Raw genomic sequence first — 12,175 nt, forward strand, 5'->3', positions numbered from 1 at the left:
GTCACGGCGGGTCGTCGGGATCGGCCTGCATCGTGACGCGCGCGAGGCCGGCGCCGCGCAGCAGATCGAGCACCTCGACCACGCGCGCGTACGGCAGGTCCGACGACGACCGCACCATCGCCTCGGCGGTGTCGTCGGCCCGCGCGCGCGCCCGGGCCAGGTCGCGCAGCTCGTCGTCGGCGTACCAGGTCCCCGCGACGACCGCGCCGTCGTCGCGGACCTCGACCGTGAGCACGTCGTCGTCGTCCTCGTCCGGTGGCGGCGGCAGATCGATCGCCACGTCGCCCGCGCGCGCCTGGTGCGCCCGCGCCTCGGTCCGCGCGTACCGCTCGAGCGCGTCGCCGTCGTCGCGGTCACCGCTCGCGCCGCCGCCCGCGAGCAGGCCGATCGCCAGCGCCAGCCCGGCGATCCCGAGCGCGACGTACCCCGGCCAGCGCGCCGCGATCACGGCGACGCGCCGATCGCCAGCGCCAGCCCGGCGATCCCGAGCGCGACGTACCCCGGCCAGCGCGCCGCGATCACGGCGGCGCGCCGATCGCCAGCGCCAGCCCGGCGATCCCGAGCGCGACGGAGCCCGGCCAGCGCGCCGCGATCACGAGCCGCCGGCCGTGCCGATCGCCAGCTTGGTCAGCCCCGCCGCCTTGGCCCGCTCCATGATGTTCACGACCCGGCCGTGGACCGCGCCCTTGTCGGCCTGGAGCACGACCTGCGTGTTCTTGTCGCGCGTGAACGCGGCCCGGAACAGGTTGTCGAGATCGGCGTCGCGCACGATCTTGCCGTCGACGGCGAGGTCGCCCTCGACCGGGATGACCAGCACCAGGCTGGCCTTGGTGACGTCGATCTCCTGGGCCGCGCCGGTCGGGAGGCTGACGTTCAAGCCCGAGCGCTTCTCGGCCTCGACCTTCTCGCTGACCTCCTGGGCCTTCTTCTTGTCGTTGTTGGCCTCGGCCTGGACCGCGAGCGCCGACACCATGAAGATGATCACCATCACCAGGAACACGTCGGTGAGCGGCGTGATGTTGATCTCGGCGAACAGGCCGGCGCCGTCGTCGTCCTCGGCCGCCGCGTCGTCAGGCAGCTTGACGGCCATCGTCCTTGCCCTTGGCGGTGGTGCGGGTCCGGGCCTCGCCGTCGCCGACCTCGGTCGACTCGGGCGGCGCGTCGGTGAGCAGCTCGAGGAACTCGTCGGTCAGGAGCTTCAGCTCGGTGCCGATGCGCCCGGCCCGCTGGTTGAAGTAGTTGAACAGGATGACCGCCTCGACCGCGACCAGGATGCCGGCGGCGGTGACGACGAGCGCCTGGGAGATGGGCTTGGACACCATCCCCATCGTGACGACCTCGTCCTTCTTGAAGCTGCCCATCGCCGCCATGATGCCGATGACGGTGCCGAACAGCCCGACGAACGGGGCGGTCGCGCCGATCGTGCCGAGCATCCACAGCCGGGTGCGCAGGTCACCGGCGACCCGCTGGCGCTCGCGGTGGACCGCCGGGGCGAGGTGCTCGAGCTTGCCGCGCCCGAGGCGCTCGTAGCCGACCAGGAACACGTCGGCCAGCGGCGACGGCGACCGCTCGCACGCGCTCCGGCCCTCGTTGACCGCGCCGCGCACCAGGCACCGGTTGACCGCGTCGGCCAGGGCCCGGGCCCGGGTCGTGAACTGCCACTGGGCGATCGCCCGCTCGATGGCGACCGCCATGGCGACCACCGAGAACGCCACGATGAGCCACATCGCGTAGCCGCCATGGCCCATGAGCTCCCAGACCGAACTATCCATCTCGCAGATCCTGCGTCGTGGTCATGGCAGATGCAAGCTTGGACGCGGGCGACCCGGGTCGGGTTGCCCGGCCCCGCGGCTCACATCGGCGAGAACGGGGCGCGGTAGCCGTTTCCGTCGAAGTCGATGAACACCGGGGCCGCGAACGCCGTCGCCGGCACGCCGCCGGTCGACAGGATCGCGTCGACCTCGGCCGGGGTGCCGCTGACCAGGACCGGCAGCGTCGTGTCGTCGATCAGGTCGCCCTGGAGCAGCGGGAACACCGCCTTGGCGCCCCGGGCCCGGAACACCAGCCACGCGTCGGTGCCCGTGGCGCCGGTCATGCGCGGGATGTCGCCGACGTCGATCGTCACGGTCACGGTCGCGCGCAGGAACCGGGCGTTGCCCGGCCCCGGCACGGTCACCGACTGCACCGTCATCGCCTGCGGCGCCAGCGCCGCTGCGGCGCACGGATCCGTGGCCGGCAGCCCGCCCAGCGCCCGGGTGGTCCAGCACGCCACCGGGGTCAGCGCGCTGGTCACGCCGTCGGGCACCGGCGAGATCGGCGCGGCGTTGGCGAACACCTCGAGCGTGTCGACGTCGGCCCAGGTCGGCGACGTGACCGTCACCGTCAGCGTGACGGCGCCGCCGACCGCGGCGACCTGGCGCCCGATCGCCGGCATGCCGCTCGACGTGATCGCCATCATCGGTCCGTTGGTCACGACGATGTCGCGGGCGGTCTGGCTGCCCTCGAGGGTCTGCATGACCTCGTCGATGGCGCTGCCGTCGACCAGGGCGGCGCCGCTGTCGTCGGGCACGCGCACCATGTTGCGGGGTGACCGAGAAGCCGTTCCAGATCTCGAGCGCGTTGAAGCCGTCGTTCCAGAGCGACTGGTCGGGCAGGCGCAGCCACGAGTTGGGGACGCTGGCGCCGTTGAAGTCACCGTCGACGGTGCGGGTCGTGTAGTCGTACTTGAGGTTGGCGCGGTCGAAGTACTGCTGGAACGTGCCGAGCGCGCCGGTGCCGCGCGGGTGGTTGACCTCGACCACGCGCGCGCCGCGGGCCCGGGCCGCGCTGAAGATCTCGCCCGGCGTCATCGCGAAGCCGGCGCCGCTGCCGCGGCCCCAGTCGATCGCGCCGCCGTTGGCGTTGGGCAGCGGCGTCATCGGGTAGGCGTTGAAGTGGCCGTAGGCGAACGGCGTGACCTCGATGCCGGGCACGACCCGCAGCAGGTCGTCGGCGGCGAGGTTCTCGACGTACGGCTGCAGATCGCTGACCACGTCGTGGTCGGTGACCGCGAACAGCTCGACCCCGGCCGACAGCGCCGAGCGGACCCGCTCGTCGGAGCCGACCGGCGAGTCGGGCGAGCCGACCTGGTGGACGTGGAACTCGGCGGCGAGGTAGCCGGCGGTGTCGATGACGTGCTGCAGGTGCAGCGTGACCGAGCCCGACGCGGTCCCCGCGAACGGCGCCGACGTCATGCTCCACTCGGTGCCGCGCGACGCGTAGACCTTGTAGGTGCCGCCGGCCGGCAGGTACACCGGCGGATCGGCCAGGGTCCCGGTCGACGTGCCCTGGACCGCGTGCACCGACCGGACCACGCCGGCCAGGCGATCGTAGGTGTCCCAGACCCGCTTGTCGGGGAACGCCGGGTGAGTGCCGATGACGAGGACGCGGCCGGGGATGGTATTGCCGGTGGCGTCGTCGACGATCTGGTAGTCGAGCCGGACCGGGGCCGGGATGGCGAGCGCGCGGCCCGCGCCGGCCGGGGCCACGTCCGAGCGCCCGACGTCCTTGACCTCGGCCCGCAAGAGCAGCGCGCCCGCGGCCGGGACCTTGCCGGCGAACGCGCCGGTGGCGTCGACGTCCAGGTAGCTCAGCACGATGTCGGTGTCCTCGATCGTGCCGTTGCCGTTGTCGTCGAGGAAGACCCCGACCCGGGCGCCGGGCGCGGGCGCGGCGTCGGAGTACGCGACGGTGCCCGAGACGTCGGTCAGGCTCTCGCCCTTGCCCGCGCGCCAGGCCTGGTCGACGTCCTCGGCGTCGGTGCCGAGCACCACGTCGACCCGCTGCAGCTTGCCGGCCTTGGGGGCGAGCACGAGCTGGTAGGTCGGGATGTCGAAGATGTCGAGCAGGTTCTCGGCGCCGAACAGCACGATCGAGACGCCGGCGATGATGAAGCCGGCGCTGCGGGTCGCGTCCTCGAACCGCGGCACGATGCCGTAGGCCGGGCCCGGGCCCTGGTAGACCACGTAGTCGATCGGCGCCGGCTCGGACAAGGACGCCAGCGCGCCGATGCCCGCCCGCTCGAAGCCGCGGCCGTTGGACCAGGCCTCGGTCTCGCCGCCGGTGTCGTTGAGCATGCCGAACGGCGCCGACACCTTGAGCGTGGTGCCGTTGAACACCGACCAGTACACCTCGAGCTCGGTCGCGCCCGGCTGCAGGATGTACGTGGTCGCGCAGTCGAGGTTGTCCTCGATGTCGGGGTTGATGTCGTCGTTGATCGGCAGGATGCCGATGCCGCGCATGTTGATGAAGTCGTTGTTGCCCGACGTGCCGATCGCGCGGACCACGGCGGCGCCGCCGGCCGAGCCGTCGGCGACGATCTCGAGCCGGGTGTGCTCGCAGGTGCGGCCGGCCTTGTAGATCATCGACAGCTCGCCGAAGTGATCGGGCAGCGGCTGGCCGTCGACGATCAGCGCCGCGTCGATGACGTTGCCGCCCTGGGGCACGACCCCGAGCACGCGCGCGGGCGCGCTGATGACGAAGCGCGCCCGGTCGTTGCGCAGGTAGAAGTCGCCGATCTGCCCCTGGGCCGCGGGCCCGGTGAGCAGCTCGCCGGCGGTGGCCGCCGTGATCTCGCCGGTCCACACGCCCTGGGCGCCGCCGGTGGGCGGCAGCGGCGGATAGAAGTCCTCGAGCGAGGGACCGCTCGATCCGTCGTCGCCGCAGGCGACCGCAAACACGAGGGCGCACAGCCCCCCGACGCGAAGCATGCTCATCGCGGCAGCGTACTCCAAGCCGTCTCGATCCCGTCACCGAACCGACACCGAGGTGGGACGGACGCGTGACCGCCGCCACGCCTTGCGGACCGCCGCAAAGGCTGCTCAAGTCGGCCCATGCCACGCATGGTCAAGTGCCAGAAACTAGGCGGCGAACACCCGGGCCTACCCTACAAGCCGTTCGCCGACGCGCTCGGCCAGCGCATCTTCGAGAGCATCTCGGCCGAGGCCTGGCAGCAGTGGGTCGAGTTCTCGAAGAAGCTCGTCAACGAGTAACGGCTCGATCTCACGCTCAAGAAGTCCCACGAGGTCCTCAAGGAGCAGTGCGAGCAGTTCCTGTTCGGCGAGGGCGGCGCGCTGCCGCCGGACTACGTGCCCGAAAAATCCTGACCCGCCGACGCGCCGTCAGGGCCTGAGCCGCCGGGGCCGCTCCGCGCCCAGACCACGCCCCGAGCCCCGACGACACCGACGCCGGCCCCCGCGGCGCGGTGGCGGTGTTCGACGCGATCCCGGCGCTGGCGGCCCGGGTGCCCTGGGTCCGCCTCGGCCAGTGGCCGACCCCGGTCGAGCGGATCGCCGGCCCCGGCGAGATCTGGGTCAAGCGCGAGGATCGGACCGCGGCCAGCTACGGCGGCAACAAGGTCCGCACGCTCGAGGCCGTGCTCGGGCGCGCCCGCGCGGCTGGCGCCACGCGCATCTGGGCGACCGGCGCCTACGGCTCGAACCACGTCGTCGCGACGCTGATCCACGCGCCCGCCGCGGGCCTGACCGGCGGCGCGCTGCTGTTCCCGCAGCCGCCGAGCGCGCCGGCCCTCGCCAACGCGCGCGCGATCATCGCCGCGGACCCGGCCTTCGCGCTGATCTCGTCGGTGGCGCTCTTGCCCCTGGCGATGCGACGGCTGCGGCGCCAGCCCGGCGCCTACGTGATGCCGCCCGGTGGCGCGACGCCCGAGGGCGCGCTCGGCGCGCTGTCGGCGGCGTTCGAGCTGGCGAGCCAGGCCCGGGCCGGCGCGCTGCCGTGGCCGCAGGTCCTGGTGGTGCCGGTCGGCAGCGGCTGCACCACCGCGGGCCTGCTGGCAGGTCTCCACCTCGCCCACCACCTCGGCCTGGCGCCGCCGCCGCCGAAGGTCCACGCGGTGCGCGTGACGCCGTGGCCGGTGACCAGCCGCTGGCGCCTCGCGCTCCTGGCCGCGCGCACGGTCGCGCTCGTCGACGACCTGCGCGGGCGCGCGAGCGGGATCGGCGCGGTGGCCCTGCGGCGCTCGCTGGTCGTCGACGGTCGGTTCCTCGGCGCCGGGTACGGCCACCTCACCGCCGCCGGCGAGGCCGCGGCGGCGCGCCTGGCGACCGCCGGGCTGCCGGCCGTCGACGGGGTCTACGCGGCCAAGGCCGCGGCCGCCCTGCTCGACCTCGCCGACCGAGGCCACGCCCCGCTGCTGTTCTGGCTGACCAAGTCGTCGACGCCCCTGCCCCAGCCCACCGGCGACCAGCTCGCGCGCGCGCCGGCGGTCCTGCGCCGCTGGCTCGGCGCCTCCGCTACTTCGAGTTGACCGAGTCCTCGAGCGGCGAGTCGGGCTCGGTCGCGACGTTCTTGGCCTTCGCCGGCTGCTTGGCGCGGCGGGCCTGATCGACGTAGGCCTTGCAGCTGCGCACCGCCCGGTCGTTGGCGACGGCCGACGCGTAGTAGTCCGGCGCCTTGCGCGCGATCTCGGCGCCGATCTGGCCGGCGTCGGTGCAGCGGCCCTGGTTCACCAGCTTGACCATGCGCGCGTGCTGATCGCGGGCCCAGGCGAGCATGGCGTCGTCGGTGGACCGCTTCGGCACCGCCGCCGTGGGCGCGTCTGCCGGCGGCTGGGCCAGGCCACCGCCGCCGCTGGCGATGGCCTGCTTGCCGACCGGGGCCGCGGCGCCGGTCGCGACCGACTCGTTCGCCGGCGCGCCGTCGCCGTCCTCGGCGTTGCGGAGCGCGACGTTCTCGCCGCGCGCGGCCTTGTCGACCTCGAGGAAGGCGTTGTCGGCGCCCTTGGTCGCGGCGCCGCGGGCCACGCCCGTCGAGCCGGTGCCGCCGGTGGGCTTGGCCGCGCGGGTCGCGTCCTTGGCCGACTCGCGCTCCTTCTTGAGCGCGCGGCCGTCGAGCTTGGCGGTGAGCCCCTCGACCTCCGCGCCCTGGGCCCGGCCCTCATCGGCGGCCGCCGCGGGACCGCGCTCGTCGAGCGTGACCGCGTAGCCGTCCGCGGCGCCCGGGGCCGCCTGCACCGGCGGCGGCGGCGCGATCGCCGGCGCGGCGCTCGAGACCGTCGGCGCCGGCGGCTGCACGACCTCGAGGGTCCCGCGCCGCATCATCAACGTGCCCGCGCCGATCACGATCAGCATCGCGGCGGCGGCCGACATCGCCGGGTGAGCGGCGATGGGCCGGAACAGGCCGGCCAGAAATCCGAACACGCCGCCCGCGGCGATGCGCGGCGCCGGTGCGCGGCGGGCCGCCTCCTGGATCAGCCGCGCCGAGATCGCGCTGGGCGGCTCGGCGGCGCCGAGGAACTCCCGGGCGCCGTGGTCGACCAGCAGCGCGCGGGTGCTGCGCAGCCCGTCGAGCGTGGCCCGGTCGGCCGGATGGCTCGCGAGGTGAGCGTCGAGCCGGGCGCGGTCGTCGCCGTCGAGCTCTCCGTAGAGAGCGCCGATCAGCAGCGCGTCGATGTCCAGGCGGTCGCCCATGGCTCTTGGTCCTTATACTACGTCGGGTGAGATTTGCCTCCGACGCGAGACCGGGCCACGAGCACACTACGTTAGCTGACGCGGACTTCGCCGCGCTTTGCGTGTGCCTCGTGACGGTTCGTCGTCGGTACGAGTACACACGCAGGAGCTGACACGGCGATCTATCGATTCGCTGTCCCCCGCCGCCGCCACTGCCCAACCACTTGAATTCGTATCACTTACCGATGGGGGCGCGCCGGGATAGGCGCGCGCTCCGCTCACGGGTTCGTCGGGGCGGCCGCCGGCGGCTCCGGCTGACACGACCACAGCACGTCGTCGATCACCCAGCCGTCGTTGCCGCACACCGCGGCCGAGGCGTTCGCCGCCTGGGACTGCGTGGTCGCCAGGGCGAACGCCGAGCCGTGCTGGTGCCGGTGCGCGCGCTTGGTCCCGGGCGCGCAGGTCACCGTCCAGCTGACCGAGCACGCCACCGCGACCTCGCAGGTGTTCGCGATCACGAGGTCGACTGACTCGTCGACCCGGTCGACCTGCTCGAAGCTGGTGCAGTCCGCGATCGACGCCCGCGGCGCGCGCGCCTTCTTCTTCTTCCTGTCGGCGAGGGCGGGCTGAGCGGCGAGGGCGAGCACGAGGGCGCACGCGGCGCCTCGCGCCCAGCGGTTGGGCTGCGACATGACATTTCCTCCGGGCCGAGGGCGAGCGGGCGCGACGGACCTCCGGCGCGCGCCGTCGCCGCGATCGCCGCGCCCTCGCCGTCACCGGCTCGAAGGGCGCCGCGTCATCGTCGGCACGTCTCCATGACACCAGCCCGCGCGGTCGGTTTCGTTTTTCTGCGGGCGGGTTACCGTCGCGCCATGACCAGCCCCGACCCGCTGTCGCTGTACCGCCCCGACGCCCTCGCCGGCCACGTCGCGATCGTCACCGGCGGCGCCACCGGCATCGGCCGGGCGATCGCCCGCGGGTTCGCGCGGCTCGGGGCCGACGTGTGCATCGCCAGCCGCAAGGCCGACGTGCTCGAGCGCGCGGCCGCCGAGCTGTCGACCGAGACCGGCCGCGCGGTCCTGGCCGTGCCCGCGGACGTCCGGAACCCGGACGACGCCGCGCGGGCCGTCGACGCGACCGTCGCGCGGTTCGGCAAGCTCGACACCGTCGTCAACAACGCCGCCGGCAACTTCCTGGCCCCGGCGGCGACGTTGTCATCCAACGGCTTCCGCACCGTCGTCGACATCGACCTGGTCGGCACGTTCCACATGTGCCGGGCCGCGTTCGCGGCGCTGACCGCCAGCGGCGCCGGCGCGATCATCAACATCACCGCGACGCTCCACTACCACGGCACCCCGCTGCAGCTGCACGCGTCGGCGGCCAAGGCCGGCGTCGACGCGCTGACCCGCAACCTCGCGGTCGAGTGGGGCGGCGCCGGCATCCGGGTCAACGGCATCGCGCCCGGGCCGATCGCCGACACCGAGGGCATGCGCCGGCTGGCGCCCGGCGACGCCGCGGCCCGGGCGCGGACCGGCATCCCCCTGGGCCGGTTCGGCACCACCGACGAGATCGCGGCCGCGGCGGTGTTCCTGCGCTCGGGCGCCGCCAGCTGGGTCACCGGGACCGTGCTGGTGGTCGACGGCGGCCACTGCGTGAACCAGCCGATGATGTTGATGACCAGCCCGCCGAGCGCGCCGACCGGGTGATCGAAGGCCGCTTACGGCGCCGAGGCGCGCCAAGGGCATGACCGGGCGCGAGCGATCAACTCGCCAGTGATCCTGGCAACTTGCACGATTGCGCGGGACCGACGCGTTTTGACGTAACCGACCCGAACCGATCGCGCACCATCTGAGCGGTGACTCAGGCCGCCTACCTGGAGGACGTCAACCTGGTCGAGCGCTGCCTCGGCCGGGTCAGCGGCGCCCAGGAGGCCGCGGCGCGGGATCTGTTCCGGCGCTACCGCGGCCGGGTCCACGCCGCGCTGTTCCGCATCCTCGGCGGCAACGCCGACATGGAGGACCTGCTGCAGGAGACCTTCGTCCAGGTGTTCGCGTCGCTCAAGTCGTGGCGGGCCGAGGCCAGCCTCGCCACCTGGATCGATCGCATCGCGGTGCGCGTGGCCTACCGGGCGATCGGGCGCCGCCGGGCCCGGCCCGAGCACCTCGCGCTCGACGGCGAGACGCCCGAGGTGGTGGTCGCCACCGACGGCCCGGCCGCGGTGCTCGCCAAGGACGGCGTGCGCCGGCTCTACGCCGCGCTCGACCGCCTGCCGCCGGCGGCCCGGGTCGCGTTCGCGCTGCACGAGATCGACGGCCGCTCGATGGCCGAGGTGGCCGAGGTGACCAACGCCACCGTCACCGCGACCAAGCTGCGGGTGTGGCGGGCCCGGCGCACGCTCGAGGCCGCGGCCGCCAGGGACCCGGTCCTGCGCGAGTTCCTGCGCGACGACGGAGGAGCCCGATGAGCCTGCGCGAGCGCGTCGTGGTCGAGGACCTGGAGCCCGAGGCGTGGCGGCACCTCGAGCAGCGGGTGGTCGCGCGCGTCGGCGACGCGGTCGCGACCCCGACGCCGCGGCGGTGGTGGCCGGCCCTGGCGGCGGTCGCGGCCGCGGCCGCCGTGGTCGTGGCGATCGTCGCCACCCGCGGCACCACCGCGCCGGCCCGGCCGATGGTCGTCGCCGCCGACGGCCGCGGCGCCCACGTCGATCTGGGCGACGCCGTGATCGACGCCGAGCCCGGGACCCGGTCCGAGGGGACGCGCCCCGACGGCGGCGTCCGGATCGCGCTGGCGACCGGCGCGATCGCGCTCGAGGTCGCGCCCCGGCGCGGCCGCCCGCCGCTGTGGGTGGTCGCCGACGACGTGACCGTGCGGGTGATCGGCACCGCGTTCACCGTGCGTCGCGCGCCGGCGATCGAGGTCGCGGTCAGCCACGGCGTGGTCCAGGTCGAGCGCGGCGGCGCGCTGGTCGCGGTCCGCGCCGGCGAGCGCTGGTCGACCGCCGACGGCGTGGTCGCGGTCGCGCGCGCCGCGAACGCGGGCGCGGGCACGGGCGCGGGCGTCGGCCCGGCCGGCACCATCGGCGCCACGACGCCGGGCGCGGGCCTCACCACCGGGCCCGGGGTCGCGTTCGACCCCCTCGCCGAGGCCCACGTCGCCGCGGCCCCGCCGACCTCGCCGACCGCCCCGCCCCCGCCTGCCGTCGCCACCGGCCACGACCACCCGCGCCCGGGGCGGCCGCGGCCACCCACGCCGCCCGCCGACGCCGCCACCGATCTGCGCCGCGCGCTGGCCGCGCAACCCGTCGCGGCCGCGCCGCCGACCACCGCGACCACGGCCGCCGCCGCGATCGCCGAGTTCCAGCGCGCGTCGGTCACCAGCCGCGGCGCCGCCGCCGCGAGCGCGCAGTGGGGCCTGGCCCGCACCCAGTGGTCGTCCGGCCGCGCCCGCGACGCGCTGCGCAGCCTCGACGGCTACCTGCGGCGCTTCCCGACCGGCGCCGAGTCCGACGCGGTGCACTGGCTGCGGCTCCGGCTGCTGTGCGCGCGCAGCTTCGACGACACCTGCCGCGCCGCCGCCCACACCTACGCCGACCGCACCACCGACCCGACCCGCCGCGCCCTCGCCCTCCGCGTCACCGACACCCGCTGAGCGTCACGGCGCCGCGACGACCCCGTCGCGATCACGGCACCAGCGGCGGGCCGATCGGCGCCGCCGGCGGCTGGGCCGGGTTCCAGATGATCGCGCTCTGGTACTGGTTCGAGTCCATCAGCGCGAACCCCACGAACAGCGCCGCCGCCAGGATGCCGCCGGCGACCATGACGCTGTGGAACAGCTTGTCGTAGCGCAGGTGCATGAAGAACAGCAGCACCAGCGTCGCCTTGACCGCCGCGATCGCCATCGCCAGCGCGAGGTTGTAGCTCGCGCCGAGGTCGATCTTGGTGGCGCCCACCGTGATCACGGTGAGGACCATCAGGATGCCCCAGGTCCCGAGCAGGACCCGGACCGGGGCGACGTGGGACAGGCCGTGCTCGTGGTCGTCGTGGTGTGCGTGGTCAGCCATGGTGGGCTCCGATGGAGGCAGCGCGCCAGCGCGGCGCGGGGTGAGGTTCGACTCGGGGACCCGGCTCAGTGGATCAGGTACAGGAGCGGGAACAGGAAGATCCAGATCAGGTCGACGAGGTGCCAGTACAGCGCCGCGTAGTCGATCGGGCCGAAGTACTCGGGCGTGAAGTCGCCGCGGATCGCGCGGATCAACAGCCAGATGAAGACGAACACGCCCACCAGCACGTGGATGCCGTGGAGCCCGGTCATCGCGAAGTAGATGCTGAAGAACATGTTGGTGTGCTCGGGCGGCGGGCCGCTCGCGAACAGGTGATCGCGCTCGTGCTTGGTCGGCTTCGTGCTCGGCGCGAAGGTCCGCGCGCCCGCCGCCGGCGCGTGGACCGGATCGGCGAAGGCGTCGGCCGGGCCCGCGGGCGCCGCCGGCGCGGCCTCGCACGAGACCTCGACCTTGTCGTGGTGGTGGCCGTGATCACCGAACTGCACCAGCGCGGCCGGGCCGGCCGGGCAGACGTAGTGGTTCTCGACCAGATCGAAGCACGGGAACCCCTTCGGGCGGCTGTGCGGATCCTCGCCGTCGCGCTCGCAGGCGCCGATGCCGACCCCGTTGGCCGAGACCTGGCACGAGCCCTGGATGCCGGGGCGATCCGGCTCGAGATCGTAGTTGCCCT

13 protein-coding genes and 1 pseudogene are annotated in these 12,175 nt (G+C 74.3%); 6 read left to right on the forward strand and 8 right to left on the reverse strand.

The genetic code is table 11. The features are described from left to right. Position 1: 1 nt before the first annotated feature. The 4 genes from IPL61_07245 to IPL61_07260 form a co-directional block, all read right to left on the reverse strand. Positions 2 to 448, reverse strand: a complete 447-nt coding sequence (locus IPL61_07245; protein ID MBK9031118.1) for a biopolymer transporter ExbD — start codon at positions 446 to 448, stop codon at positions 2 to 4. A 144-nt stretch (positions 449 to 592) separates the two neighbouring features. After that, the gene (locus tag IPL61_07250; GenBank protein ID MBK9031119.1) at positions 593 to 1,090 is read right to left on the reverse strand and encodes a biopolymer transporter ExbD; all 498 of its coding nucleotides are present in this window, start codon (positions 1,088 to 1,090) and stop codon (positions 593 to 595) included. After that, positions 1,071 to 1,772, reverse strand: coding sequence for a MotA/TolQ/ExbB proton channel family protein (locus IPL61_07255; protein MBK9031120.1), 702 nt, complete (start codon positions 1,770 to 1,772; stop codon positions 1,071 to 1,073). Before IPL61_07255 ends, IPL61_07250 begins: the two co-directional genes overlap by 20 nt. A gap of 21 nt (positions 1,773 to 1,793) precedes the next feature. Next, positions 1,794 to 4,754 (reverse strand): PHP domain-containing protein, encoded by a 2,961-nt coding sequence (locus tag IPL61_07260; protein MBK9031121.1) that lies wholly within the window; start codon positions 4,752 to 4,754, stop codon positions 1,794 to 1,796. Positions 4,755 to 4,871: 117 nt separating this feature from the next. Between IPL61_07260 and IPL61_07265 the strand changes: the two genes are divergently transcribed. The 3 genes and pseudogenes from IPL61_07265 to IPL61_07275 all read left to right on the forward strand — a co-directional run bounded on the left by IPL61_07265 (position 4,872) and on the right by IPL61_07275 (position 6,304). Continuing rightward, positions 4,872 to 5,030, forward strand: coding sequence for a Fe(2+)-trafficking protein (locus tag IPL61_07265; protein ID MBK9031122.1), 159 nt, complete (start codon positions 4,872 to 4,874; stop codon positions 5,028 to 5,030). Positions 5,031 to 5,033: 3 nt separating this feature from the next. Further along, positions 5,034 to 5,144 (forward strand): annotated as a pseudogene (locus tag IPL61_07270) (Fe(2+)-trafficking protein). Between the two features lie 104 nt (positions 5,145 to 5,248). Next, complete coding sequence (locus tag IPL61_07275; GenBank protein MBK9031123.1) at positions 5,249 to 6,304, forward strand: pyridoxal-phosphate dependent enzyme; 1,056 nt, start codon at positions 5,249 to 5,251, stop codon at positions 6,302 to 6,304. On the opposite strand, the gene IPL61_07280 is transcribed toward IPL61_07275, so the two are convergent. Beyond that, on the reverse strand, positions 6,291 to 7,466 hold the full coding sequence (locus IPL61_07280) for a zf-HC2 domain-containing protein (GenBank protein ID MBK9031124.1): 1,176 nt from the start codon (positions 7,464 to 7,466) through the stop codon (positions 6,291 to 6,293). The genes IPL61_07275 and IPL61_07280 overlap by 14 nt on opposite strands. A gap of 257 nt (positions 7,467 to 7,723) precedes the next feature. Then, positions 7,724 to 8,137: a hypothetical protein gene (locus tag IPL61_07285; GenBank protein ID MBK9031125.1), complete on the reverse strand. Its 414-nt coding sequence runs from the start codon at positions 8,135 to 8,137 to the stop codon at positions 7,724 to 7,726. 180 nt (positions 8,138 to 8,317) lie between these two features. On the opposite strand from IPL61_07285, the gene IPL61_07290 reads away from it, so the two are divergent. From IPL61_07290 to IPL61_07300, 3 genes are all read left to right on the forward strand, one after another. Continuing rightward, positions 8,318 to 9,151: an SDR family oxidoreductase gene (locus IPL61_07290; protein ID MBK9031126.1), complete on the forward strand. Its 834-nt coding sequence runs from the start codon at positions 8,318 to 8,320 to the stop codon at positions 9,149 to 9,151. A gap of 149 nt (positions 9,152 to 9,300) precedes the next feature. Next, a complete protein-coding gene (locus tag IPL61_07295) occupies positions 9,301 to 9,909 on the forward strand; it encodes an RNA polymerase sigma factor (GenBank protein MBK9031127.1) in 609 nt (202 codons plus the stop codon). After that, complete coding sequence (locus tag IPL61_07300; GenBank protein MBK9031128.1) at positions 9,906 to 11,093, forward strand: FecR domain-containing protein; 1,188 nt, start codon at positions 9,906 to 9,908, stop codon at positions 11,091 to 11,093. Before IPL61_07295 ends, IPL61_07300 begins: the two co-directional genes overlap by 4 nt. Before the next feature lie 31 nt (positions 11,094 to 11,124). Here IPL61_07300 and IPL61_07305 read toward each other — a convergent pair whose 3' ends face one another. Both IPL61_07305 and IPL61_07310 read right to left on the reverse strand, forming a co-directional pair. Continuing rightward, a complete protein-coding gene (locus IPL61_07305) occupies positions 11,125 to 11,505 on the reverse strand; it encodes a cytochrome C oxidase subunit IV family protein (GenBank protein MBK9031129.1) in 381 nt (126 codons plus the stop codon). A gap of 65 nt (positions 11,506 to 11,570) precedes the next feature. Continuing rightward, on the reverse strand, positions 11,571 to 11,780 hold the full coding sequence (locus tag IPL61_07310; protein MBK9031130.1) for a cytochrome c oxidase subunit 3: 210 nt from the start codon (positions 11,778 to 11,780) through the stop codon (positions 11,571 to 11,573). Between the last annotated feature and the right edge of the window lie 395 nt (positions 11,781 to 12,175).

It is taken from the genome of Myxococcales bacterium, from assembly GCA_016717005.1.
Lineage (GTDB): Bacteria > Myxococcota_A > Polyangia > Haliangiales > Haliangiaceae > UBA2376.

Coding starts and splice junctions, on each gene's coding strand:
- IPL61_07250 (MBK9031119.1), bottom strand. CDS start 1,090: ATGGCCGTCAAGCTGCCTGACGACGCGGCGGCCGAGGACGACGACGGC.
- IPL61_07255 (MBK9031120.1), bottom strand. CDS start 1,772: ATGGATAGTTCGGTCTGGGAGCTCATGGGCCATGGCGGCTACGCGATG.
- IPL61_07260 (MBK9031121.1), bottom strand. CDS start 4,754: ATGAGCATGCTTCGCGTCGGGGGGCTGTGCGCCCTCGTGTTTGCGGTC.
- IPL61_07265 (MBK9031122.1), top strand. CDS start 4,872: ATGCCACGCATGGTCAAGTGCCAGAAACTAGGCGGCGAACACCCGGGC.
- IPL61_07280 (MBK9031124.1), bottom strand. CDS start 7,466: ATGGGCGACCGCCTGGACATCGACGCGCTGCTGATCGGCGCTCTCTAC.
- IPL61_07285 (MBK9031125.1), bottom strand. CDS start 8,137: ATGTCGCAGCCCAACCGCTGGGCGCGAGGCGCCGCGTGCGCCCTCGTG.
- IPL61_07290 (MBK9031126.1), top strand. CDS start 8,318: ATGACCAGCCCCGACCCGCTGTCGCTGTACCGCCCCGACGCCCTCGCC.
- IPL61_07300 (MBK9031128.1), top strand. CDS start 9,906: ATGAGCCTGCGCGAGCGCGTCGTGGTCGAGGACCTGGAGCCCGAGGCG.
- IPL61_07305 (MBK9031129.1), bottom strand. CDS start 11,505: ATGGCTGACCACGCACACCACGACGACCACGAGCACGGCCTGTCCCAC.
- IPL61_07310 (MBK9031130.1), bottom strand. CDS start 11,780: ATGTTCTTCAGCATCTACTTCGCGATGACCGGGCTCCACGGCATCCAC.